Source organism: Cricetibacter osteomyelitidis (assembly GCF_004340985.1).
Classification (GTDB): domain Bacteria; phylum Pseudomonadota; class Gammaproteobacteria; order Enterobacterales; family Pasteurellaceae; genus Cricetibacter; species Cricetibacter osteomyelitidis.
In genome coordinates this window covers 60,453-81,641 of the sequence record NZ_SLYB01000008.1, presented here as the reverse complement: position 1 = coordinate 81,641, position 21,189 = coordinate 60,453, and the positions used below count along the sequence as shown (strand labels likewise).

31 protein-coding genes and 1 pseudogene are annotated in these 21,189 nt (G+C 42.3%); 28 read left to right on the top strand and 4 right to left on the bottom strand.

All coding sequences use genetic code 11. The features are described from left to right. Nucleotide 1: 1 nt before the first annotated feature. The 3 genes from EDC44_RS05565 to EDC44_RS05555 are packed head-to-tail and all read right to left on the bottom strand — an operon-like array spanning nucleotide 2 to nucleotide 3,407. Nucleotides 2–1,306 carry a sodium ion-translocating decarboxylase subunit beta gene (locus EDC44_RS05565; RefSeq protein ID WP_131976206.1) on the bottom strand — a complete coding sequence of 435 codons (1,305 nt, stop codon included), beginning with the start codon at nucleotides 1,304–1,306 and terminating at the stop codon, nucleotides 2–4. A gap of 12 nt (nucleotides 1,307–1,318) precedes the next feature. Beyond that, complete coding sequence (gene oadA, locus EDC44_RS05560) at nucleotides 1,319–3,133, bottom strand: sodium-extruding oxaloacetate decarboxylase subunit alpha (RefSeq protein ID WP_131976204.1); 1,815 nt, start codon at nucleotides 3,131–3,133, stop codon at nucleotides 1,319–1,321. A 22-nt stretch (nucleotides 3,134–3,155) separates the two neighbouring features. Next, nucleotides 3,156–3,407 carry an oxaloacetate decarboxylase subunit gamma gene (locus tag EDC44_RS05555; protein ID WP_131976202.1) on the bottom strand — a complete coding sequence of 84 codons (252 nt, stop codon included), beginning with the start codon at nucleotides 3,405–3,407 and terminating at the stop codon, nucleotides 3,156–3,158. Between the two features lie 303 nt (nucleotides 3,408–3,710). On the opposite strand from EDC44_RS05555, the gene EDC44_RS05550 reads away from it, so the two are divergent. The 4 genes from EDC44_RS05550 to EDC44_RS05535 are packed head-to-tail and all read left to right on the top strand — an operon-like array spanning nucleotide 3,711 to nucleotide 7,842. Further along, nucleotides 3,711–5,441: an alkaline phosphatase gene (locus tag EDC44_RS05550; protein WP_131976200.1), complete on the top strand. Its 1,731-nt coding sequence runs from the start codon at nucleotides 3,711–3,713 to the stop codon at nucleotides 5,439–5,441. Beyond that, entirely contained in the window at nucleotides 5,441–5,905 is a 465-nt protein-coding gene (locus EDC44_RS05545) for a hypothetical protein (protein ID WP_131976198.1), read from the top strand. The genes EDC44_RS05550 and EDC44_RS05545 overlap by 1 nt, the downstream gene beginning before the upstream one ends. 14 nt (nucleotides 5,906–5,919) lie before the next feature. Next, nucleotides 5,920–6,588: an ABC transporter ATP-binding protein gene (locus EDC44_RS05540; protein ID WP_131976196.1), complete on the top strand. Its 669-nt coding sequence runs from the start codon at nucleotides 5,920–5,922 to the stop codon at nucleotides 6,586–6,588. Nucleotides 6,589–6,591: 3 nt separating this feature from the next. Continuing rightward, nucleotides 6,592–7,842: an FtsX-like permease family protein gene (locus EDC44_RS05535; protein WP_131976193.1), complete on the top strand. Its 1,251-nt coding sequence runs from the start codon at nucleotides 6,592–6,594 to the stop codon at nucleotides 7,840–7,842. A 46-nt stretch (nucleotides 7,843–7,888) separates the two neighbouring features. Here EDC44_RS05535 and bacA read toward each other — a convergent pair whose 3' ends face one another. Next, entirely contained in the window at nucleotides 7,889–8,692 is an 804-nt protein-coding gene (gene bacA, locus EDC44_RS05530; protein WP_131976191.1) for an undecaprenyl-diphosphate phosphatase, read from the bottom strand. Nucleotides 8,693–8,884: 192 nt separating this feature from the next. Between bacA and EDC44_RS05525 the strand changes: the two genes are divergently transcribed. The 24 genes and pseudogenes from EDC44_RS05525 to rplO all read left to right on the top strand — a co-directional run bounded on the left by EDC44_RS05525 (nucleotide 8,885) and on the right by rplO (nucleotide 21,188). After that, nucleotides 8,885–10,246, top strand: coding sequence for an esterase-like activity of phytase family protein (locus EDC44_RS05525; RefSeq protein ID WP_131976189.1), 1,362 nt, complete (start codon nucleotides 8,885–8,887; stop codon nucleotides 10,244–10,246). A 127-nt stretch (nucleotides 10,247–10,373) separates the two neighbouring features. Next, nucleotides 10,374–10,690: pseudogene (locus tag EDC44_RS05520) on the top strand (IS481 family transposase); the annotation flags it as partial. A gap of 143 nt (nucleotides 10,691–10,833) precedes the next feature. Beyond that, nucleotides 10,834–11,637, top strand: a complete 804-nt coding sequence (gene mazG, locus EDC44_RS05515) for a nucleoside triphosphate pyrophosphohydrolase (RefSeq protein WP_131976187.1) — start codon at nucleotides 10,834–10,836, stop codon at nucleotides 11,635–11,637. A gap of 245 nt (nucleotides 11,638–11,882) precedes the next feature. After that, the gene (gene rpsJ, locus EDC44_RS05510; protein ID WP_001181005.1) at nucleotides 11,883–12,194 is read left to right on the top strand and encodes a 30S ribosomal protein S10; all 312 of its coding nucleotides are present in this window, start codon (nucleotides 11,883–11,885) and stop codon (nucleotides 12,192–12,194) included. A 14-nt stretch (nucleotides 12,195–12,208) separates the two neighbouring features. Next, nucleotides 12,209–12,841 carry a 50S ribosomal protein L3 gene (gene rplC, locus EDC44_RS05505; RefSeq protein WP_131976185.1) on the top strand — a complete coding sequence of 211 codons (633 nt, stop codon included), beginning with the start codon at nucleotides 12,209–12,211 and terminating at the stop codon, nucleotides 12,839–12,841. A gap of 15 nt (nucleotides 12,842–12,856) precedes the next feature. Next, nucleotides 12,857–13,459 (top strand): 50S ribosomal protein L4, encoded by a 603-nt coding sequence (gene rplD / locus EDC44_RS05500; protein ID WP_131976183.1) that lies wholly within the window; start codon nucleotides 12,857–12,859, stop codon nucleotides 13,457–13,459. Next, nucleotides 13,456–13,755, top strand: coding sequence for a 50S ribosomal protein L23 (rplW, locus tag EDC44_RS05495; RefSeq protein ID WP_131976181.1), 300 nt, complete (start codon nucleotides 13,456–13,458; stop codon nucleotides 13,753–13,755). The genes rplD and rplW overlap by 4 nt, the downstream gene beginning before the upstream one ends. Nucleotides 13,756–13,774: 19 nt before the next feature. Further along, complete coding sequence (gene rplB, locus EDC44_RS05490) at nucleotides 13,775–14,596, top strand: 50S ribosomal protein L2 (protein ID WP_131976179.1); 822 nt, start codon at nucleotides 13,775–13,777, stop codon at nucleotides 14,594–14,596. A 25-nt stretch (nucleotides 14,597–14,621) separates the two neighbouring features. Continuing rightward, the gene (gene rpsS / locus EDC44_RS05485) at nucleotides 14,622–14,897 is read left to right on the top strand and encodes a 30S ribosomal protein S19 (RefSeq protein ID WP_131976177.1); all 276 of its coding nucleotides are present in this window, start codon (nucleotides 14,622–14,624) and stop codon (nucleotides 14,895–14,897) included. 10 nt (nucleotides 14,898–14,907) lie between these two features. Continuing rightward, nucleotides 14,908–15,240 carry a 50S ribosomal protein L22 gene (gene rplV, locus EDC44_RS05480; protein ID WP_131976175.1) on the top strand — a complete coding sequence of 111 codons (333 nt, stop codon included), beginning with the start codon at nucleotides 14,908–14,910 and terminating at the stop codon, nucleotides 15,238–15,240. A gap of 16 nt (nucleotides 15,241–15,256) precedes the next feature. Further along, nucleotides 15,257–15,970 (top strand): 30S ribosomal protein S3, encoded by a 714-nt coding sequence (rpsC, locus tag EDC44_RS05475; protein WP_131976173.1) that lies wholly within the window; start codon nucleotides 15,257–15,259, stop codon nucleotides 15,968–15,970. Between the two features lie 13 nt (nucleotides 15,971–15,983). Beyond that, on the top strand, nucleotides 15,984–16,394 hold the full coding sequence (rplP, locus tag EDC44_RS05470; RefSeq protein WP_100289144.1) for a 50S ribosomal protein L16: 411 nt from the start codon (nucleotides 15,984–15,986) through the stop codon (nucleotides 16,392–16,394). After that, nucleotides 16,394–16,585: a 50S ribosomal protein L29 gene (rpmC, locus tag EDC44_RS05465; RefSeq protein ID WP_131976171.1), complete on the top strand. Its 192-nt coding sequence runs from the start codon at nucleotides 16,394–16,396 to the stop codon at nucleotides 16,583–16,585. The genes rplP and rpmC overlap by 1 nt, the downstream gene beginning before the upstream one ends. Then, entirely contained in the window at nucleotides 16,585–16,839 is a 255-nt protein-coding gene (gene rpsQ, locus EDC44_RS05460) for a 30S ribosomal protein S17 (RefSeq protein ID WP_131976169.1), read from the top strand. Before rpmC ends, rpsQ begins: the two co-directional genes overlap by 1 nt. Nucleotides 16,840–17,122: 283 nt before the next feature. Next, a complete protein-coding gene (rplN, locus tag EDC44_RS05455) occupies nucleotides 17,123–17,494 on the top strand; it encodes a 50S ribosomal protein L14 (protein ID WP_131976167.1) in 372 nt (123 codons plus the stop codon). Between the two features lie 14 nt (nucleotides 17,495–17,508). Beyond that, nucleotides 17,509–17,829 carry a 50S ribosomal protein L24 gene (rplX, locus tag EDC44_RS05450; RefSeq protein WP_131976165.1) on the top strand — a complete coding sequence of 107 codons (321 nt, stop codon included), beginning with the start codon at nucleotides 17,509–17,511 and terminating at the stop codon, nucleotides 17,827–17,829. A 17-nt stretch (nucleotides 17,830–17,846) separates the two neighbouring features. Continuing rightward, a complete protein-coding gene (rplE, locus tag EDC44_RS05445; RefSeq protein ID WP_131976163.1) occupies nucleotides 17,847–18,386 on the top strand; it encodes a 50S ribosomal protein L5 in 540 nt (179 codons plus the stop codon). 12 nt (nucleotides 18,387–18,398) lie between these two features. Further along, complete coding sequence (gene rpsN, locus EDC44_RS05440; RefSeq protein ID WP_131976161.1) at nucleotides 18,399–18,704, top strand: 30S ribosomal protein S14; 306 nt, start codon at nucleotides 18,399–18,401, stop codon at nucleotides 18,702–18,704. Between the two features lie 35 nt (nucleotides 18,705–18,739). Further along, on the top strand, nucleotides 18,740–19,132 hold the full coding sequence (gene rpsH, locus EDC44_RS05435; RefSeq protein WP_131976159.1) for a 30S ribosomal protein S8: 393 nt from the start codon (nucleotides 18,740–18,742) through the stop codon (nucleotides 19,130–19,132). A 14-nt stretch (nucleotides 19,133–19,146) separates the two neighbouring features. Beyond that, the gene (rplF, locus tag EDC44_RS05430; RefSeq protein WP_131976157.1) at nucleotides 19,147–19,680 is read left to right on the top strand and encodes a 50S ribosomal protein L6; all 534 of its coding nucleotides are present in this window, start codon (nucleotides 19,147–19,149) and stop codon (nucleotides 19,678–19,680) included. Between the two features lie 13 nt (nucleotides 19,681–19,693). Next, complete coding sequence (gene rplR / locus EDC44_RS05425) at nucleotides 19,694–20,047, top strand: 50S ribosomal protein L18 (RefSeq protein WP_131976155.1); 354 nt, start codon at nucleotides 19,694–19,696, stop codon at nucleotides 20,045–20,047. 15 nt (nucleotides 20,048–20,062) lie between these two features. Further along, nucleotides 20,063–20,563 carry a 30S ribosomal protein S5 gene (rpsE, locus tag EDC44_RS05420; RefSeq protein WP_005717915.1) on the top strand — a complete coding sequence of 167 codons (501 nt, stop codon included), beginning with the start codon at nucleotides 20,063–20,065 and terminating at the stop codon, nucleotides 20,561–20,563. 6 nt (nucleotides 20,564–20,569) lie between these two features. Then, nucleotides 20,570–20,749, top strand: a complete 180-nt coding sequence (rpmD, locus tag EDC44_RS05415; RefSeq protein ID WP_005711983.1) for a 50S ribosomal protein L30 — start codon at nucleotides 20,570–20,572, stop codon at nucleotides 20,747–20,749. A gap of 4 nt (nucleotides 20,750–20,753) precedes the next feature. Then, nucleotides 20,754–21,188 carry a 50S ribosomal protein L15 gene (gene rplO, locus EDC44_RS05410; protein ID WP_131976153.1) on the top strand — a complete coding sequence of 145 codons (435 nt, stop codon included), beginning with the start codon at nucleotides 20,754–20,756 and terminating at the stop codon, nucleotides 21,186–21,188. The last annotated feature ends 1 nt before the right edge of the window (nucleotide 21,189 follow it).

Below are 21,189 nucleotides of genomic sequence, written 5' to 3'. Positions count from 1 at the left end.
ATTACATCATTGCACTGATATATTTCAACATTACACCGGCTGCAATGGCGGAACCGATAACACCGGCAACGTTTGGTCCCATCGCATGCATCAACAGGAAGTTCTGACTGTCCGCTTCCAAACCGACTTTGTTTGATACGCGGGCTGCCATTGGCACAGCGGATACCCCGGCCGAACCGATAAGCGGATTGATTTTGGTTTTACTGAATTTATTCATCAGTTTCGCCATTAAAATCCCGCCTGCGGTACCGATACCAAATGCTACCACACCGAGTAATAAGATTCCTAAGGTTTGCGGTTGCAGGAATTTATCTGCGACCAGTTTCGCCCCCACGGAAAGCCCTAAGAAAATGGTCACGATATTAATTAAGGCATTTTGTGCGGTGTCACTTAAACGTTCTACTACGCCGCTTACACGCATTAAGTTACCGAAACAGAACATACCGAGCAGCGGTGCGGCATCCGGTAATAAGAGTGCAACCAACACCAAAAGCACAATTGGGAACAATACTTTTTCACGATTGCTTACTGTGCGTAATTGTACCATACGGATTTTACGTTCTTGTTCGGTGGTGAGCAGCTTCATAATCGGTGGTTGGATTAACGGCACTAACGCCATATAGGAATAAGCCGCCACCGCAATTGCACCTAATAACTCCGGTGCAAGTTTGCTGGCTAAGTAAATGGCCGTCGGACCGTCTGCACCTCCGATGATACCGATTGCGGCTGCTTGCGGCAGAGTGAAATCGATAATGCCGAACATATTGAGTGCCAATGCACCTAATACGGTGGCAAAAATACCGAACTGTGCCGCGGCACCGAGCAATAAGGTTTTCGGATTGGCTAACAACGGGCCGAAATCCGTCATTGCACCTACGCCCATAAAGATAATCAGCGGAGCCGCACCGGAACCGATAGCCACATTATAGAATGTGGCTAATACACCGGGGGCATAGCCTAAATCCTTAGCCAGCACTTCCAATGTATTTTGCACGGAAGGTGCTGCGGCAGAAAGTGCCGCTTTAATGGAAGCCGGATCTGCCGCACTATTCAGCTTGCCTGCAATAATTGCCAGTTGCTCTGCGGAACCACTGTGAAGTAAATTTTCCAATGCGGTAAACGCCATTCCTGCTTCGGGAATATTGGATAACAAGCCACCGAAACCGATAGGCAACAATAAGAGCGGTTCAAATTTTTTCACAATAGCGAGATAGAGCAGTATCAGGCTGATGATAATCATCACCGCCTGTCCCCACTCAAGGTGGGCGATGCCCGTCCCTTTTAGTAACGCAATAATACTATCCATAAAAACCGCCTGTTATGCCAAGGTCATTAAGGTGTCGCCCACAGCTACGCTGTCGCCTTTTTTCACGCTGATACCTTGTACTGTACCTGCTTGAGCCGCACGAATTTCCGTTTCCATTTTCATTGCTTCAAGAATAAGCAACACTTGGTCTTTTTCCACTTTTTTCCCTTCGGTGACTTTTACATCCCAAATATTGCCCGCCATTGGTGCGGTCACAGGTACACCGCCGGTCGCTGCCGGTGAGGCGGTCGGGGCTGGTGCAGCGGTTGGAGCCGGCGCTGCGGTCGGTGTAATATTACTGATTTCGCCGCCTTCGCTCACTTTCACCACAAAAGCTTTGCCTTCTAATTCCACAGTATAAACGGCCGAACCGCTAGTTGCTGCTTTCGGTGTAGTTGCAGGTGCGGTCGGTTTTGCCGCAGTTTCTGCTGTCGGTGCCGGTTCAAAGGCTGCCGGATTACCGCGGTTTTCTAGGAATTTCCAACCGATTTGTGGGAATAATGCCACAGTTAATACATCATCAATGGCATTTTCTGCCAATTTAATATCTTTTTCTTGAGCTTGTTGTTTCACTTCCGCTTCAAGTTTATCCATTTCAGGTGCAATATGATCCGCAGGACGATCTGTCACCGGTTCGCCGCCATCTAAGACTTTGGCTTGTAATTGTGCATTTACCGGAGCCGGTGTGCGACCGTATTCGCCTTTTAAGATGCCCGCCGTTTCTTTAGCGATGGTTTTATAGCGTTCGCCCATTAATACGTTGATTACCGCTTGCGTACCTACGATTTGTGATGTCGGTGTTACTAAAGGAATAAAACCTAAATCCTCCCGCACTTTTGGAATTTCTTTTAATACCGCATCTAATTTGTCGGACGCATTTTGTTGTTTTAATTGGCTTTCTAGGTTGGTTAACATGCCGCCCGGTACTTGAGCCACTAAAATACGGCTGTCGGAACCGCGTAATTGACCTTCAAATTTTGCGTATTTTTTGCGTACTTCACGGAAATAAGCCGCAATTTTTTCTAATTTATTAATATCTAAGCCGGTGTCGTATTGTGTGTTTTGCAAGGTTGCAACCAAGGCTTCTGTTGCCGGGTGTCCGTAAGTGCCGCTCATGGATGAAATAGATGTATCGATACCGTCCACGCCCGCTTCAATGGCTTTTAATAATGCCATTTCCGCCATACCGGTGGTGGCGTGGCAGTGTAAATGCAATTTCGCTTCCGGATAACGTTTTTTGATTTCAGCCACTAAATTCGCACCGTCCATCGGGTTTAAAATACCGGACATATCTTTAATGACTAAAGAATCTACGCCGATGTCTAATAACTGTTCGGTGACATCCAACCAGGTTTCCAAGGTGTGAACCGGGCTGGTGGTATAGCTTAACGCGCCTTGTGCATGGGCACCTTGTTTACGCACGGCTTTAATGGCTTGCTGCATATTACGCGGATCGTTCAACGCATCAAATACACGGAATACATGCATACCGTTTGCTACGGAACGCTCCACAAAGCGATCAACCACATCATCCGCATAGTGACGATAGCCTAAAATATTTTGACCGCGGAATAACATTTGCAATGGCGTTTTCGGCATAGCTTTTTTCAATTCACGCAAACGTACCCACGGGTCTTCACCTAAAAAGCGAATGCAAGAGTCAAAAGTCGCACCACCCCAGGCTTCTAATGACCAATATCCGATATCATCCAACTCAGCCGCAATGGGTAACATATCATCCAAACGCATACGGGTTGCAAACAATGATTGGTGAGCATCACGCAATACTAAATCGGTAACAGCAATTTTTTTATTTGTAGTCATAATAATAATCCTTATAAAACAATAATTAATTTAAGCCTTGTTGGCGACGATGATGAGCAATAGCGGCTACGATAACGGGGCGTAAGCGTTCTAAATCATCAGCGACAGGTTGGGGGGATGGGGATTTTGGTACAATCACCGGTTCGGGAAAAAAGCGATTAATCGTGTTAGACATTAATTTGATCGCAAAGATCAGAATGGTGAGAAACACTAACACAAATCCCATACCGGAAAACATTAGATTGACACCTTCAAGCATTAACTCCGAGCTTGTCATAAGTGAAGACTCCATATTTTTAACTGATTAAAATAAAAGCTTTGTAATAATACTTGAAATTTTTAAAAAAAATTGTGATAAAGATCACAAAACGAATGAAACAGCCCCTATTTTAATTTTCAAAAGCGATTATGAATTAAACGGTTAGCAATAGAAATAAGTTCAAGCGAAAGTGCGGTGAAAATTTTTAGAATTTCTACCGCACTTCAAATCGGACGATTTTTTTGTCATTAAACTGTCATAATTGTTACCTATACTTACTCTCGCTAACATTACATCGTGTATATTAGGAGAAATAAGTCCATGAAAAAGAGTTGTTTAGTGTTATTAATCGGTGCTGTTTTGTCTTCGAGCGGAATGGCACAAAATGTAATTTATCCCATTGACCGAGCCACTATGGTTGCAGGCGGAAAATTTGATTTCAAAATTGAATTTGATGAAGTGATCAAACCGGAACAGGCGAAAATTCTTATTAATGGTCAGGATTTTAAAGCCGTATTGGGCGATAAAGTCGAGTTTGTACAAAAAGAAGACGGCAAAGAGGTGTCCGCTTTATGGGTTCGTGAAGCCTCATTGACACAAGCTGGTGATTATAAAGTGAGTGTCACGGTAAACGGCAAACAAACGGAAGTTAATTGGAACGTATTTGCTACGCCGGATGTGCGTAAAGCCAAAAACGTGATTTTGTTTATCGGCGACGGCTTATCGGTAGCTCATCGCACAGGCGCTCGCATATTGTCTAAAGGTATTAACGAAGGTAAAGCAAACGGTCGTTTGGCTATGGACAGTTTGCCTTACATGGGCTTTATCGGCACATCCAGTACGGATTCCATCGCAACGGATAGTGCCAATACCGCCAGTGCCTATATGACCGGACATAAATCCGCAGTGAATGCTTTAGGCGTGTATGCCAGCCGTTCGGCAGATAATTTTAATCACCCGAAACAAGAAACCATTGCCGAATTGCTAAAACGTCGCACCAAAATGTCTGTCGGTATCGTATCAGATGCGGAATTGCAAGACGCAACGCCGGCTGCGGTGGTGGCACATACCCGCCGCCGGGCAGAAAAAGCAGCAATTACCGAGATGCTGTATAATGTTGGTCCAGAAGTTATTTTAGGCGGCGGTTCGGCGTATTTCCTACCGAAAAGCACACCGGGTTCCAAACGTAAAGACGATAAAAACTTTATTGAAGCATTCCAAAAAGACGGCTATCGGTTGGTGACCAATGCCACGGAATTAAAGGCGGTTGACGGCACAAAAACAGAAAAATTGCTCGGTTTGTTTCATACCGGCAATATGAATACGGTATTGGATCGTCGTTTCTTACAAAATGACAGTACGAAAAAATTTCCCGATCAACCGGATTTAACCGAGATGACCAAAACCGCACTTGATGTACTTTCTCAAGATCAAGACGGCTTTTTCTTAATGGTGGAATCGGCGTTAATCGATAAAGCCTCTCACCCGCTGGATTGGGAACGAGCGTTTGCCAGCACGATTATGTTGGATCAATCCGTAGAGATCGCGAAAGAATTTGCCAAAACTCATCCGGACACATTAATTCTGGTAACCGGCGACCATACGCACGGCATTGCCATTATCGGTACGGTGGATGATGAAAAACCGGGCGATATGCGTGAAAAAGTGGGAACTTATCAAGAGGCGGGCTGGCCGAATTATACCGATGAAAACAAAGACGGCTATCCGGATAAATGGGATGTAAGCAAACGTTTAGCAGTATTTTTCGCCTCTTTCCCGGATTATTACGAAACATTCCGCCCTAAACTTGATCGCCAATTCGTACCGGCAATTAAAAATGAAAAAGGCACATATGTTGCAAACGAAGAATATAAATCCGTTGAAGGAGCAATGTTCCGCCAGGGCAATATTCCTCGCTCCGGCGACACCGGCGTGCATTCCGTGGATGATATGATCATTCAGGCACAAGGACCGGGAGCTGACGCGATTCACGGCTATATGGAAAATTCCGATTTATTCAAAGTAATCGTGAATGCACTTGCAGTGAAATAATGAAAAAAATTTTCTTAAAAGTGACCGCACTTTTATGCGTAAACAGCCTGGCTTTACTGGGCTGTTTATTGCTGATAAGTCAGTCCGTGCAGGCTGATAACACTTTAGATTTTGATCAGTTGTACGGCAAGTTTTCCGTCACAGGTCTTGAATTTAGCGATAAAGTCAAAACCTTATCCGGCAAAGAAGTGGTAATTCAAGGTTTTATGGCTCCGCCGTTAAAAGCGGAATCGCAATTTTTCGTACTGACCAAAATGCCGATGGCGATTTGTCCGTTTTGTTCCAGCGATGCGGATTGGCCGGAAGATATTTTGGTGGTGTACTTAAAAAAACGGCAAACCTTCGTGCAATTTAACGCCATTATTGAAGTGGAAGGCGTGCTGGAACACGGTATGTTTATTGATCCCGACACCGGTTTTGTGAGTATGCTGAGACTGCGTGATGCGAGCTTTAAATCATTATGATTGCGAGAAAAAGTATGAATTTAGAGATTAATCAGCTTCAAATCAAAGTGCCCAATCTGCCCGCTCCGATTTTGTCAATTCCCCAATTAATGATTCCAACTTGCCAGCAACTGGCGATTCTCGGCCCGTCCGGTTCGGGTAAAACCACCTTACTAAATGCGATAAGCGGGCTGATTGATGTGCAGGCAAACCAACTATTCTGGGATAACATCGACCTTGCCCGATTATCCGCAAATAAACGGGATCAATGGCGTTTTAACCATATCGGCATTGTGATGCAGGATTTCCATTTAACTCAAGGGCTTACCGCCTTAGAAAATGTGTTATTGCCTTATGCGTTCCGCCATAGGCATATTCCCGATAAAATCAAACAAAGAGCGGTAGGATTATTGGAAAAAATGAATTTTCATCAAATCAGCGGCAAAGTCGAGTGCCTGTCACGTGGTGAAATGCAGCGAGTGTCCATCGCCAGAGCGTTATTGAGCAAGCCGGATATTTTGATTGCCGACGAACCCACTGCCAGTTTGGATGCAGAAAATAGTGAAATTATTACCGCACTTTTGCAGGAAATGGCTACGCAAGCGGGTTGTACGCTGATTGTGTCCACTCACGATAAAAATCTGGCTTACAAAATGCAACGCCGCATTTATTTGGAAAACGGAGAGATTCGGCACGAGAACTAGACAATGTTAATGATTAAATTATTATGGCTTAATTTTAGCAAAAACAAATTCGGCACGCTGATGATAATGCTGTTGATAGCTCTCTCGGTCGCCTTGAGTGTGGCGGTAAATTTGCAGGAACGGGCATTTCGCGAAGGCAGTGCCAGAGCTGCCGAACGTTTTGATTTGGTGATTGGCGGTTTAGGTAGTGAAACCCAATTGGTGCTTTCCACCGTATTTTTACAGCCTTCAATGCTACCGCTGATCGAAACGCAAAATTTGACCGCACTTTCCATGGATTCCCGCGTGCAATGGGCGGCACCTTTGGCATTTGGTGATTTTACCAAAGGAATGCCCATCATAGGCACCAGTAAAACCTTTGTGACCGACGGCGGCAAACGGCAGGTTCAAGGGCGTTTATTTGAACGTGCTTTTGAAGCGGTGGTCGGAGCTAGAACCGGTTACCGCATCGGCGATAAATTCTCACCGTTACACGGTCAAGTGGGAGAGCACGGAGCTCATAGTCACGATGAGGTCGAATATGAAGTCGTAGGTATTTTGCCGGAAGATCACAGCATTTGGGACACTGCCGTATTAGTGCCCATTGAAACCCTATGGGAAGTGCACGCTCATCGTGATCAAAAACACAACCACGTTCATTCCCATCCCGTCACCAACAAAGCATTACCGCCCACTGAAATTAATCAATTAACAGATATTCACGAACATTCGGAACTCGGTGTGTCCGCTATTATTGTCAAACCCGTCAGCTTTGCCGCAGCTTATCAACTCCGCAGTGAATATCGCAATGATCATACACAAGCCTTATTTCCCGCCGAAGTGTTGGTGAAAGTCTATGGCGTATTAGGCGACAGCAAAACCGTGCTGTCTTGGATTGCCGTGGTGACACAAGTATTGGTAGGTATAGCCTTAATGATGATCATCACCTTATATTTAAAGCAACAGCAAAAACAAATTGCCGCCTGGCGGATTTTCGGTGCACCGCGATATAAAATTCTTTGGTTGGTATGGTTCGGTTTATTTTTATTGCTTACGTTTTCTGTGATTGCGGGAGCTGCATTAGGCTATATCGCAACACTGATTATTTCACAGCAAATCAGCCTAAAAAGCGGCTTCACCCTGCTGGTCGGCTTTACTTTGGAAGATATTTCGCAAATTTCGTTGATGTTGTTCACTGCGGTTGTGATCGCTTTAGTGCCGTCATTAATTTTATATACAAAATCACCGGTGAAAATGTTGCGGGAAGAAAATTAGCTTCAATAAAGATAAGGGCGTAACATCTTATACGCCCTGTAAATAATTAGTGAATGAACACAAAATATACCGCAATCGCTATGATAAAACGGTAAATTGCAAATGGAATAAACGAAATATGTTTAATGAGATTTAAGAATGTTTTAATAGCGATCAAGGCAACTACAAAGGCGGTTACAAAACCCACAGCGAACATCGGTAAATCCGCCAATGTGAGAATATTCCAGCTTTTATACAGATCTAATACCGTTGCTCCCATCATCATCGGCACGGCGAGCATAAAGGAATATTCTGCCGCAGCGTGACGACCGACACCCATCAACAAGCCGCCGGAAATCGTCGCACCGGAACGGGAAAAGCCCGGCCACAAGGCTAAACATTGGAATACACCGATACTGAATGCTTGTTTATAACTCATTTGATCAACGCTATGCGCCGTTACGGTCGGGCGTACTTTTTCCGCAATAATCAATAAAATACCGCCGACAACTAAGGCATACATCACCATTTCGGGGCTGAATAACGATTTAATATTTTTATGGAACATCAAGCCTAATGTCACCGCAGGAATCATACCTAATAGGATATGCCCAAGAGTTAAGTGCGGTTGGGTTTGGTCCGGTTTTTGTCCGAAGTGAATTCCGATGAGTCCAAAGAGTTTCCGCCAGAACATCACCACGACAGCCAAAATTGAACCAAGCTGAATGATCACTTCAAAGGTGGCCGCTTTTTCGCCTTCAAAACCGAGTAAATGCCCGACAATAATCATGTGACCGGTGGATGACACCGGCAAAAATTCTGTAAAACCTTCCACTAATCCTAAAATCGCCGCAATAACTAATTCAGACATAAATTTCCCCAAAATTTTTAAAAAAATGACCGCACTTTCACAGAACGGCGTTTATTCGAGCGGTATTTTAACGGAATTATGTGCTGAAAGCTAAAATTTATTGAAAAGTGATTTGAAAAACTCGGCAGTCATCAGATTGTCATATTAACTTTTTAAAATAACAAGAAAATTTAATAACAAGGAGCATTACCTATGACATTTAAAATTTGTAAATCGGTTCTCGTAGTAGCAATCGGATTAGCTATAACACAATATAATTATGCAAATACCTCTGAACATAAAGCCGTTTTAGCCGGACATGCGGTTTTACCTGCACAATCTTTTGTGCAAGCACCGCAAGATGCACCAGATGTGCTAAAGCACGCTGGAAAATTTACTACCAATCAACGCACGGAAAAGTTAAACAGCATTGAAGGTATTTCTGATAAACGTCCGACAGGTGTATTTTTGCCATTTAACGGACAGCCGCTGCAAGGCAATTCCGGTATTACCAAAATGGATGACGGCAGTTATTGGGTGCTAACGGATAATGGAGCAGGCAGCAAAGCTAACTCACCGGATTTTATGTTATATCTCACACACTATAATTTTGATTTTAAAAACCATAAATTTGAACAGTTAGAAACTATTTTCTTACACGATCCGGATAAAAAAATTCCATTTCATATTATAAATGAATCGACCAAAACACGTTATTTAACCGGTTCTGATTTCGACCCGGAAAGTTTACAAATTATTGGTGATCATATTTGGATTGGTGAAGAATTTGGACCTTATTTAATTCAAACAGACTTAAAAGGCAAAGTGTTAAATATTTTTCAAACGGAAGTGGATGGAAAAATTGTACATTCACCGGAACATTTCAGCATAAAAATGCCGGCAACTCCTACAGATAAAGTGAGTTTTGAAGTCAAACGTTCCAAAGGTTTTGAAGGTATGGCGGCATCCATTGACGGTAAAAAATTATATCCATTATTAGAAGGACCATTATGGAATGCTGATCAAAATAGCTATGAAAATGATAATGGCAAAAATTATTTACGTATTTTAGAGTTTGATGTAACAAGCCAAAAATGGACGGGCAATTTCTGGAAATATCCGTTAGAAAATAACAGCTATGCTATCGGAGATTTTAATATGATCGATGAAAATCGGGCTTTGGTAATTGAGCGTGATAATGGTGAAGGTGTAGTAGAAAAAGCGTGTGCAACAGAAGATAACGAAGCTAAAACCTGTTTTAACAACCTACCGAAATTTAAACGTGTTTATTTGATTAAATTCGACCAAAACAATGCCGGTAAAAATGTGGAAAAATTGGGTTATGTGGATCTGTTAAATATTCAAGATTCGAATAAAATCGCACAAAAACCGTTGAGTGAAGGCGTATTTAAATTTCCGTTTTTTACCATTGAAAACGTGGATTTAGTGGATGACAAACATATCATCGTTGGTAATGATAACAACTTACCGTATTCCAGCAGCCGAGAACCAAACCAAGCTGATGACAATGAAATGATTTTATTAAATGTGGAATCGTTGTTGAAGTTGAAATAATTAAATTCAAATAAGAACTGTAGAATAATAGTTAGATTGATTCTACGGTTCTATTATATACTTTAAAAAGTATAAAAGAGCAGACCTAATCTGATAAAACACTAAAAAAGTGAGAGTTTCCCGTTTAGAAATTGAAACAGCTCATCCCGGTTATCTCGGTTCTCAAGATACATTTTACGTCGGTAATCTGAAAGGCGTAGGACGTATTTATCAGCAAACGTTCATAGTTTCCATAAGACGATTCTACAGGAATTTTACCAGGCGACATTCCGTAAGAAAATTTATATAGATTTAAGCCAATTACAGGGTGATTTGGATGAATGGTTAAGCTATTATAATCATCGCCGAACTCATCAAGGGAAAATGTGCTGCGGACGAACACCGATAGAAACACTGCTTGATGGAAAACGGATTTGGGAAGAAAAGAATTTAAGCTCAAATTAATCTGACAGACGCGGGGTTTTAAACGAGGGACTGTCAGATTGAGTTTGATCTTCTACAGCTAAAATTAAACGTTAATTATCTCAGCACAACGCTACATAGAACATAATTTATAAAAAGATAGTATTTTAATTGCAGGAAACCTTATGTCACAACATTCAATCAATGATTTTATCCAAATTATCGCCCAGCTGCGTAACCCTAACGGTGGTTGTCCGTGGGATTTAAAACAAAATTACCGCTCAATGATTCCTTGTTTACTGGAAGAAAGTTATGAAGTGGTGGAAGCCGTGGAGCAGGAAAGTACGGTGGATTTGAAGGAAGAATTGGGCGACCTGCTGTTGCAGGTGGTGTTTTTCAGTCAGCTTGCCGCAGAAGACGGCAAATTCACCTTTGATGACGTGTTAGACGGTGTTTATGAGAAAATTATTCGCCGCCATCCTCACGTGTTTGGCGATAGTGTGGCAAATAATGAACAAGAAGCCTTGCAAAATTGGAATCAGGTTAAAGCGGCGGAAAATCGGCAAAAAGGGCATAATTCCATTTTAGATAATGTGCCGAATGCTTTTCCTGCATTGTTGCGGGCGGAGAAGCTGCAAAAGAAATGTGCCAAAATCGGATTTGATTGGAATGATGTGAATCAGGTATTTGCCAAAGTCGAAGAAGAGTTGCAGGAGGTAAAACTCGAGTTGAACCGACCGCACTTGGCACAGGAAAAGATCGAAGAAGAGATCGGCGATCTTTTATTTGCAGTAACGAATTTAAGCCGTCATTTAAAATGCAACACGGAAGAAGCGTTGCGAAAAGCCAATCATAAATTTGAACGCCGTTTTCGTGCGATAGAACAGAAATTAGCGGCAGAGAATAAATCGTTGCAGGAATCATCCTTGGCTGAAATGGATATTTTATGGGACGAAGTGAAAAAAGCCGAGAAATCAGAAAATATCTGAAAATAATTGAGAAAATCCCTTGCAAAGTGCGGTGGGTTTGTGTAAAATCCCGCCCACTTTCAGTTTGAAAGTCGTTTAATGTAATCATTTATTAAACGTGTGTAACGATATGTTGCACTACAATGTTCCCGATATGGGGGCTATAACAGGTTTGCTGCACCTCCTTTTCTTTTTCTATTTAGACGTTAGAGAAGCGATGGTGTCAGTTTTATTATTAGCTAAATTTTATTGGAGCTCTGGTCTAAATGCAGAACCAAAGAATCCGTATCCGTTTGAAAGCCTTTGATCATCGTTTAATTGATCAATCTACAGCGGAGATCGTAGAAACAGCTAAACGTACTGGTGCTCAAGTTCGTGGCCCAATTCCTTTACCAACTCGTAAAGAGCGTTTCACCGTGTTGATTTCTCCACACGTAAACAAAGATGCTCGTGATCAGTACGAAATCCGTACTCACAAACGTTTGGTTGATATTGTTGAGCCAACAGAAAAAACTGTTGATGCATTAATGCGTTTAGATTTAGCTGCCGGCGTTGACGTGCAGATTAGTCTAGGTTAATAGAGGTTATTACAATGATTGGTTTAATCGGTCGTAAACTTGGTATGACGCGCGTTTTCACTGAAGAAGGCGTTTCAATTCCAGTTACCGTAATCGAAATCGAAGCCAACCGTGTTACTCAAGTTAAAACTGTTGAAACAGATGGCTATTCTGCAATTCAAGTTACTACTGGCTCTAAAAAAGCAAGTCGTGTAACTAAGCCAGAAGCAGGTCATTTCGTGAAAGCAGGTGTTGAAGCTGGTCGCGGTTTATGGGAATTTCGTACTGAAGGTGAAACTGCTGAGTTCACTTTAGGTCAAGAGATTAACGTTGACATCCTTGCTGATGTTAAAAAAGTTGATGTTACCGGTACTTCTAAAGGTAAAGGTTTCCAAGGCGGTGTTAAACGCTGGAACTTCCGTACTCAAGATGCTACCCACGGTAACTCTTTATCACATCGTGTACTTGGTTCTATTGGTCAAAACCAAACTCCGGGTCGCGTGTTTAAAGGTAAAAAAATGGCTGGACACTTAGGTGCTGAACGTGTAACCGTTCAATCCCTTGAGGTTGTTCGTGTTGATGCTGAGCGTAAATTATTATTAGTAAAAGGTGCCGTTCCGGGTGCAACTAATAGTGATGTTATCGTAAAACCGGCAGTTAAAGCATAAGTCTAGGAGATAGAGATGGAATTACAAGTTGTTGGTGCAAACGCACTCACTGTTTCTGAAACTACCTTCGGACGTGAGTTTAACGAAGCATTGATTCACCAGGTTGTTGTTGCTTATGCAGCTGGTGCTCGTCAAGGTTCTCGCGCACAAAAAACTCGTGCTGAAGTGTCTGGTTCAGGTAAAAAACCTTGGCGTCAAAAAGGTACAGGTCGTGCTCGCTCCGGTGATATCAAATCACCAATCTGGCGTTCTGGTGGTGTAACATTTGCTGCGAAACCACAAGATCACAGCCAAAAAGTGAATAAGAAAATGTACCGTGGTGCTATTAAGAGCATTCTTTCTGAATTAGTCCGTCAAGAGCGTTTAATCGTTGTTGAAAAATTTGAAATTGATGCACCAAAAACGAAAGTTTTAGTTAAAAAATTAAAAGAGTTGGCACTTGAAGATGTGTTAATCATTACAGCAAATTTAGATGAAAATCTATTCTTAGCAGCGCGTAACCTTTACAAAGTAGATGTACGTGATGTTCAAGGTATTGACCCGGTTAGCTTAATTGCTTTCGATAAAGTGGTTGTTACTGCTGAGGCTGTAAAACAAATTGAGGAGATCCTAGCATGAGTCAAGAACGTTTGCTAAGAGTGCTCAAAGCACCACATGTCTCTGAAAAAGCAACAAATAACGCTGAACAGTCCAATACGATCGTTTTCAAAGTAGCTTTAGATGCAAATAAAGTTGAAATTGCCAACGCTGTTGAGCAATTATTTGAAGTGAAAGTAGCTTCTGTTCGTACTGTTGTCGTGAAAGGTAAAACTAAACGTCGCGGTGCGAAAGTCGGACGTCGTAGTGACTGGAAAAAAGCATATGTATCTTTAGCTGAAGGCCAATCTTTGGACTTCGTTGAAGGTGCTGAGTAATTCGGAGGAGTAGAAAATAATGGCTATCGTTAAATGTAAGCCGACCTCCGCTGGTCGTCGCCACGTTGTTAAAGTTGTAAACCCTGAATTACATAAGGGTAAACCTTACGCCCCGTTATTAGATACTAAATCTAAAACCGGTGGTCGTAATAATAATGGTCGTATTACTACTCGTCACATTGGTGGCGGTCATAAACAACACTATCGTCTAGTTGATTTCAAACGTAATAAATTAGACATTCCAGCGGTTGTTGAGCGTTTGGAATACGATCCGAATCGTTCTGCAAACATTGCATTAGTGCTTTATAAAGACGGTGAACGCCGTTATATCTTAGCACCTAAAGGCTTGTCAGTAGGCGATCAAATCCAAGCGGGTGTTAACGCACCAATCAAAGCTGGTAACAGCTTACCAATGCGTAATATCCCAGTGGGTTCAACAGTGCATAACGTTGAATTAAAACCTGGCAAAGGCGGTCAAATCGCTCGTTCCGCAGGTGCGTATGTACAAATCATTGCACGTGAAGGTAACTATGTTACTTTACGTTTACGTTCAGGCGAAATGCGTAAAGTATTAGCTGAATGTTCTGCGACAATCGGTGAAGTAGGTAACTCTGAACATATGTTGCGTGTACTGGGTAAAGCCGGTGCAAGCCGTTGGAGAGGTATTCGCCCTACAGTTCGTGGTACAGCAATGAACCCAGTAGATCACCCACATGGTGGTGGTGAAGGTCGTAACTTTGGTAAACATCCTGTGACTCCATGGGGCGTTCAAACCAAAGGTAAGAAAACTCGCCACAACAAACGTACTGATAAATATATCGTACGTCGCCGTGGTAAATAATTTTAATTAATCAAGAGGATAAGCCATGCCACGTTCTCTCAAGAAGGGTCCTTTCCTTGACCTACACTTGTTGAAGAAGGTAGAGAAGGCGGTGGAAAGCGGGGATAAAAAACCAATTAAAACTTGGTCCCGTCGTTCAATGATCATTCCATCAATGATTGGATTGACCATCGCAGTCCATAATGGTCGTCAGCACGTTCCTGTATTTGTGTCCGATGAAATGATCGGTCACAAACTAGGTGAATTTGCACCGACTCGTACTTACCGCGGTCATGCCGCAGATAAGAAAGCTAAGAAGTAAGGGGTAAAAGATGGAAACTATTGCAAAACATCGTTACGCTCGCACTTCAGCACAAAAAGCTCGCTTAGTTGCGGATTTAATCCGTGGTAAAAAAGTAGCTCAAGCGTTAGAAATTCTAACTTACACTAACAAAAAAGCTGCGGCTTTAGTGAAGAAAGTGCTTGAGTCTGCAATCGCTAATGCAGAGCATAATGACGGTGCAGATATCGATGATCTAAAAGTTAGCAAAATTTTTGTTGATGAAGGTCCTAGCATGAAGCGTGTTATGCCACGTGCTAAAGGTCGTGCAGATCGTATTTTAAAACGTACAAGCCACATCACTGTGGTTGTGTCAGATCGTTAATCGTAGAGGAATAGCAATGGGTCAGAAAGTACATCCACATGGTATTCGCCTAGGTATCGTTAAGCCTTGGAGCTCTACGTGGTTCGCGAATACACAAGATTTCGCTGATAACTTAGAAGGCGATTTCAAAGTACGTAAATTTTTAAATAAAGAATTAGCGAATGCTTCAGTATCACGTATCACTATCGAACGTCCTGCTAAAAGTATTCGTGTAACAATTCACACAGCTCGTCCTGGTATCGTTATCGGTAAAAAAGGCGAAGATGTTGAAAAATTACGTAACGCAGTTGCAGCTATCGCAGGCGTTCCGGTTCAAATCAACATTGCTGAAGTGAAAAAACCTGAATTAGATGCAAAATTAGTTGCAGATAGTATCGCTTCCCAACTTGAGCGTCGTGTGATGTTCCGTCGCGCGATGAAAAAAGCAGTGCAAAACGCAATGCGTTTAGGTGCTAAAGGTATCAAAGTTGAAGTAAGCGGTCGTTTAGGTGGTGCAGAAATTGCACGTTCAGAATGGTATCGTGAAGGTCGTGTGCCATTACATACACTGCGTGCGGACATCGATTATAACACTGCAGAGGCTCATACTACATACGGCGTTATCGGCGTTAAAGTATGGATTTTCAAAGGTGAAATTTTAGGTGGTATGGCTGCAATCGCACAACAACCAGAACAACAACCTGCCGACAAGCCTAATAACAGAAAAGGCCGCGGTAAAGGTCGTAAGTAAGGAGAATTGTTAAATGTTGCAACCAAAACGTACAAAATTCCGTAAAGTCCACAAGGGTCGTAACCGTGGTATTGCCGGTGGTACAGAAGTTAGCTTCGGTACCTTTGGTTTAAAAGCAGTTGGTCGTGGTCGTTTAACCGCACGTCAGATCGAAGCCGCTCGTCGTGCGATGACTCGTGCAGTAAAACGTCAAGGTAAAATCTGGATTCGTGTATTTCCGGACAAACCAATTACTGAAAAACCATTAGAAGTCCGTATGGGTAAAGGTAAAGGTAACGTTGAGTACTGGGTAGCCTTAATCCAACCGGGTAAAGTACTTTATGAAATGGATGGTGTGTCAGAAGAAATCGCACGTAATGCATTTGCATTAGCGGCGGCTAAACTTCCGATTAAAACAACATTCGTAACTAAGACGGTGATGTAATGAAAGCTCAAGAACTACGTACAAAAAGTGTTGAAGAGCTGAATGCTGAATTGGTTAACTTGTTAGGTGAGCAATTCAAATTGCGTATGCAAGCAGCCGCCGGTCAGCTTCAACAAACCCATCAGTTAAAACAAGTGCGTCGTAGCATTGCACAAGTAAAAACTGTATTAACCGAAAAGGCGGGTGAGTAATGACTGATAAAATTCGTACCGTGCAAGGTCGCGTGATCAGTGATAAAATGGATAAATCTTTTACTATCGCAATCGAGCGTATGGTAAAACACCCACTTTTAGGTAAATTTATCCGTCGTACCACTAAATTACACGTGCACGATGAGAATAACGAAGCTAAACAAGGTGATGTAGTAGAAATCCGCGAATGTCGTCCGGTTTCTAAAACTAAATCTTGGACTTTAGTTCGAGTCGTTGAAAAAGCAGTAGCTTAATTAACGATAAAAATTAAAAAAGCTCCGGCAGGTCATGCCGGGGCTTTTTGTTTGGAAATTTCTTTTATTTTGACCGCACTTGACGGCATAATCCGTGTAATAAAAAGTGCGGTCATTTTTGTTAAAATTATTTATCAATATCAGACAAATAATCCTTGATTAAAACTTGATTGGTATTGGGCGTTGTGATAAAATCCGCAACCTGTCTAACCTGTGTGTTGGGCAGATTCGTCCCGATTAGATTGTCGAAAGGGGATTTTTTAGATTTTAGCGGAGCACTAATATGATCCAAGAACAGACTATGCTGGATGTTGCTGATAACTCAGGAGCTCGCAGCGTAATGTGTATCAAGGTTCTAGGTGGATCGCACCGTCGTTACGCTGCTATTGGCGATATCATCAAAGTTACTGTAAAAGAAGCAATTCCACGCGGTAAAGTTAAAAAAGGTGATGTTTTAAAAGCAGTTGTGGTGCGCACCAAGAAGGGTGTTCGTCGCCCAGATGGTGCAGTTATTCGCTTCGATGGTAATGCTTGTGTTATGTTAAACAATAACAGTGAGCAACCAATCGGAACACGTATCTTCGGACCTGTGACTCGTGAACTTCGTTCTGAGAAGTTTATGAAGATCATTTCTTTGGCTCCGGAAGTACTGTAAGGAGAGAAGAGAAAATGGCTGCAAAAATCCGTCAAAACGATGAAGTTATTATGATTACCGGTAGCGCTGAAAAAGGCAAAGGTAAACGTGGTAAAGTAACAAAGGTACTACCTAACGGTAAAGTGATTGTTGAAGGTTTAAATATTATTACTAAACACGAAAAACCGGTTCCGGCATTAGGCCAAGCTGGTGGTTTAGTGAAAAAAGAAGCTGCGATTGATGTATCAAACGTTGCGATCTTTAACCCTGAGACAAACAAAGCAGACCGCGTAGGTTTCCGATTTGAAGAGGGCAAAAAGGTTCGTTTCTTCAAATCAACTGGTAAAACAATTTAATAAACTGGAGTAATGCGATGGCGAAACTGCATGATTACTACAGAGATACAGTAGTTAATGAATTAAAAACTAAATTCAACTACTCATCTGTCATGCAAGTCCCACGAATCGAAAAGATTACCCTGAATATGGGTGTGGGTGAAGCATTGACCGATAAAAAATTGTTAGATAATGCAGTAGCAGATCTAGCAGCAATTAGCGGTCAAAAACCATTAGTAACTAAAGCTCGCAAATCAGTTGCCGGCTTTAAAATCCGTCAGGGATATCCAATCGGTTGTAAAGTAACACTACGTGGTGAACGTATGTGGGAGTTCTTTGAACGTTTAATTACAATTGCGGTTCCACGTATCCGCGACTTCCGTGGTTTAAGTGCGAAGTCTTTTGATGGTCGTGGTAACTATAGTATGGGTGTGCGTGAGCAAATCATCTTCCCTGAAATCGATTATGATAAAGTGGATCGCGTGCGTGGTTTAGATATTACTATCACCACTACGGCGAAAAGTGATGAAGAAGGCCAAGCACTGCTCGCTGCCTTTAATTTCCCATTCCGTAAATAAGGCAGGTTATAGATGGCTAAACAATCAATGAAAGAGCGCGATTTAAAACGTGCTAAATTGGCTGAAAAATTTTACGCTAAACGCGTTGAATTGAAAAAAATTATTTCAGATGTAAACGCCTCTGACGAAGAGCGTTGGGATGCCGTGTTAAAGTTACAAACTTTACCGCGTGATTCTAGCCCAATCCGTCAGCGTAACCGTTGCCGCCAAACCGGACGTCCTCACGGCGTTCTTCGTAAGTTTGGTTTAAGTCGTATTAAGGTTCGTGAAGCTGCGATGCGTGGCGAAATTCCAGGCCTTAAGAAAGCAAGTTGGTAATTTACCACTTTATTTTGGAATCGGAGTAAAATCAAATGAGCATGCAAGATCCAATCGCAGATATGTTGACCCGCATTCGTAACGGTCAAGCTGCGAACAAAGTTGCGATTAGTATGCCTTCATCCAAGCTAAAAGTGGCAATTGCCAATGTATTAGCTAGCGAAGGTTATATCGAAAGCGTTAAAGTTTTAGAAGGCACCAAGCCTGAATTGGAAATTACTTTAAAATATTTCCAAGGTAAACCGGTTGTAGAAAGCATTCAACGTGTAAGCCGTCCTGGTCTTCGTATTTATAAACGTAAAGACGAATTACCAAAAATTATGGGTGGTTTAGGTATTGCAGTTGTTTCTACATCTAAAGGTGTGATGACTGACCGTGCAGCTCGCCAAGCGGGGTTGGGCGGTGAGATTATCTGTTACGTAGCTTAATAGAGAGGTAGGAAATGTCTCGTGTTGCAAAAGCACCCGTTAATGTTCCTGCCGGCGTAGAGGTTAAACTCGACGGTCAGCTATTAACGGTTAAAGGAAAGAATGGCACATTATCTCGTGACATTCACAGTTCAGTTGAAGTTAAATTTGAAAACAACGAATTAACATTTGCACCTCGTGCAGATATTGTTAATGCTGATGCACAAGCAGGTACTGCACGTGCGTTAGTTAATGCAATGGTTATCGGTGTGACAGAAGGCTTCACTCGTAAATTACAATTGGTGGGTGTAGGTTACAGAGCCCAAATTAAAGGCAACGTAGTTGCTTTAAGTTTAGGTTTCTCTCACCCTGTTGAGCACACATTGCCAGCAGGTATTACTGCAGAATGCCCTTCTCAAACGGAAATCGTATTGAAAGGTGCAGACAAACAGCTAATCGGACAAGTTGCAGCAGATATTCGTGCTTATCGCCGTCCTGAGCCTTATAAAGGTAAAGGGGTACGTTACGCTGATGAAGTGGTACGTACTAAAGAGGCTAAGAAGAAATAATTAAGGTAACACTATGGATAAGAAATCAGCTCGTATCCGTCGTGCGACTCGTACGCGTCATTTGATGAGAGAGCAAGGAGTAACTCGTTTAGTTATTCATCGTACTCCGCGTCATATTTATGCACAAGTAATCGCACCGAACGGTTCAGAAGTTCTTGCCGCTGCTTCAACTGTTGAAAAAGTAATTAGTGAGCAAGTGAAATTCACCGGAAACAAAGATGCAGCCGCTGCAGTAGGTAAAGCAATTGCAGAAAGAGCTTTAGCTAAAGGCATCAAAGATGTTGCATTTGACCGTTCTGGTTTTAAATATCATGGTCGTGTCCAAACTTTAGCGGACGCAGCCCGTGAAGCTGGTCTACAGTTCTAATAGAGGTAATTTTAGATGGCAAACATCGAAAAACAAGCTGGTGAACTGCAAGAGAAGCTAATCGCGGTTAACCGTGTATCAAAAACTGTAAAAGGTGGTCGTATTATGAGCTTTACCGCATTAACTGTGGTAGGTGATGGTAACGGTCGCGTAGGTTTTGGTTATGGTAAAGCTCGTGAAGTTCCGGCAGCGATCCAAAAAGCGATGGAAAAAGCACGTCGCAATATGATCAATGTTGCATTAAACGAAGGTACCTTACAGCACCCTATCAAAGGTGCTCATACGGGTTCTCGCGTATTTATGCAACCGGCTAGTGAAGGTACCGGTATTATTGCCGGCGGTGCAATGCGTGCAGTATTAGAAGTTGCAGGTGTTCGTAACGTACTTTCAAAAGCATATGGTTCAACCAACCCAATTAACGTTGTTCGTGCAACTATTGATGCACTGGCAAATATGAAATCACCAGAAATGGTTGCTGCTAAACGCGGTAAAACCGTTGATGAAATTTTGGGGTAATTGATTATGGCTAAAACTATTAAAGTAACTCAAACTCGTAGCTCTATTGCTCGTTTACCGAAACACAAAGCTACATTGAAAGGCTTAGGACTTCGCCATATCCGTCATACTGTTGAATTAGAAGATACCCCAGCGGTACGCGGTATGATCAACCAAGTTTCATACATGGTTAAAGTAGAGGAGTAAGAGAATGCGTTTAAATACTCTATCTCCGGCTGAAGGTGCGAAGCATAGTGCTAAGCGTCTAGGTCGTGGTATTGGTTCCGGTTTAGGCAAAACAGGCGGCCGTGGTCATAAAGGTCAAAAATCTCGTACTGGCGGTGGTGTTCGTCGAGGTTTTGAAGGTGGCCAAATGCCTTTATATCGTCGTTTACCGAAATTTGGTTTTACTTCAATGAAAGCAGCTGTTACAGCTGAAGTCCGTTTGAATGATTTAACTAAAGTTGAAGGTAACGTTGTTACATTAGATGCATTAAAAGCAGCGAACGTAATCACTAAAGATATTCAATTTGCAAAAGTAATTCTTGCAGGTGAACTAAAAGGTGCTGTAACTGTTCGCGGTTTACGTGTAACTAAAGGTGCAAAATCAGCCATTGAAGCGGCTGGCGGTTCTGTTGAGGAATAAT

Bases quoted from the DNA above. Each gene is read 5' to 3' on its own strand.
- EDC44_RS05565 (WP_131976206.1), bottom strand. From the start codon at position 1,306: ATGGATAGTATTATTGCGTTACTAAAAGGGACGGGCATCGCCCACCTT.
- EDC44_RS05555 (WP_131976202.1), bottom strand. From the start codon at position 3,407: ATGACAAGCTCGGAGTTAATGCTTGAAGGTGTCAATCTAATGTTTTCC.
- EDC44_RS05550 (WP_131976200.1), top strand. From the start codon at position 3,711: ATGAAAAAGAGTTGTTTAGTGTTATTAATCGGTGCTGTTTTGTCTTCG.
- EDC44_RS05545 (WP_131976198.1), top strand. From the start codon at position 5,441: ATGAAAAAAATTTTCTTAAAAGTGACCGCACTTTTATGCGTAAACAGC.
- EDC44_RS05540 (WP_131976196.1), top strand. From the start codon at position 5,920: ATGAATTTAGAGATTAATCAGCTTCAAATCAAAGTGCCCAATCTGCCC.
- EDC44_RS05535 (WP_131976193.1), top strand. From the start codon at position 6,592: ATGTTAATGATTAAATTATTATGGCTTAATTTTAGCAAAAACAAATTC.
- bacA (WP_131976191.1), bottom strand. From the start codon at position 8,692: ATGTCTGAATTAGTTATTGCGGCGATTTTAGGATTAGTGGAAGGTTTT.
- EDC44_RS05525 (WP_131976189.1), top strand. From the start codon at position 8,885: ATGACATTTAAAATTTGTAAATCGGTTCTCGTAGTAGCAATCGGATTA.
- mazG (WP_131976187.1), top strand. From the start codon at position 10,834: ATGTCACAACATTCAATCAATGATTTTATCCAAATTATCGCCCAGCTG.
- rpsJ (WP_001181005.1), top strand. From the start codon at position 11,883: ATGCAGAACCAAAGAATCCGTATCCGTTTGAAAGCCTTTGATCATCGT.
- rplC (WP_131976185.1), top strand. From the start codon at position 12,209: ATGATTGGTTTAATCGGTCGTAAACTTGGTATGACGCGCGTTTTCACT.
- rplD (WP_131976183.1), top strand. From the start codon at position 12,857: ATGGAATTACAAGTTGTTGGTGCAAACGCACTCACTGTTTCTGAAACT.
- rplW (WP_131976181.1), top strand. From the start codon at position 13,456: ATGAGTCAAGAACGTTTGCTAAGAGTGCTCAAAGCACCACATGTCTCT.
- rplB (WP_131976179.1), top strand. From the start codon at position 13,775: ATGGCTATCGTTAAATGTAAGCCGACCTCCGCTGGTCGTCGCCACGTT.
- rpsS (WP_131976177.1), top strand. From the start codon at position 14,622: ATGCCACGTTCTCTCAAGAAGGGTCCTTTCCTTGACCTACACTTGTTG.
- rplV (WP_131976175.1), top strand. From the start codon at position 14,908: ATGGAAACTATTGCAAAACATCGTTACGCTCGCACTTCAGCACAAAAA.
- rpsC (WP_131976173.1), top strand. From the start codon at position 15,257: ATGGGTCAGAAAGTACATCCACATGGTATTCGCCTAGGTATCGTTAAG.
- rplP (WP_100289144.1), top strand. From the start codon at position 15,984: ATGTTGCAACCAAAACGTACAAAATTCCGTAAAGTCCACAAGGGTCGT.
- rpmC (WP_131976171.1), top strand. From the start codon at position 16,394: ATGAAAGCTCAAGAACTACGTACAAAAAGTGTTGAAGAGCTGAATGCT.
- rpsQ (WP_131976169.1), top strand. From the start codon at position 16,585: ATGACTGATAAAATTCGTACCGTGCAAGGTCGCGTGATCAGTGATAAA.
- rplN (WP_131976167.1), top strand. From the start codon at position 17,123: ATGATCCAAGAACAGACTATGCTGGATGTTGCTGATAACTCAGGAGCT.
- rplX (WP_131976165.1), top strand. From the start codon at position 17,509: ATGGCTGCAAAAATCCGTCAAAACGATGAAGTTATTATGATTACCGGT.
- rplE (WP_131976163.1), top strand. From the start codon at position 17,847: ATGGCGAAACTGCATGATTACTACAGAGATACAGTAGTTAATGAATTA.
- rpsN (WP_131976161.1), top strand. From the start codon at position 18,399: ATGGCTAAACAATCAATGAAAGAGCGCGATTTAAAACGTGCTAAATTG.
- rpsH (WP_131976159.1), top strand. From the start codon at position 18,740: ATGAGCATGCAAGATCCAATCGCAGATATGTTGACCCGCATTCGTAAC.
- rplF (WP_131976157.1), top strand. From the start codon at position 19,147: ATGTCTCGTGTTGCAAAAGCACCCGTTAATGTTCCTGCCGGCGTAGAG.
- rplR (WP_131976155.1), top strand. From the start codon at position 19,694: ATGGATAAGAAATCAGCTCGTATCCGTCGTGCGACTCGTACGCGTCAT.
- rpsE (WP_005717915.1), top strand. From the start codon at position 20,063: ATGGCAAACATCGAAAAACAAGCTGGTGAACTGCAAGAGAAGCTAATC.
- rpmD (WP_005711983.1), top strand. From the start codon at position 20,570: ATGGCTAAAACTATTAAAGTAACTCAAACTCGTAGCTCTATTGCTCGT.
- rplO (WP_131976153.1), top strand. From the start codon at position 20,754: ATGCGTTTAAATACTCTATCTCCGGCTGAAGGTGCGAAGCATAGTGCT.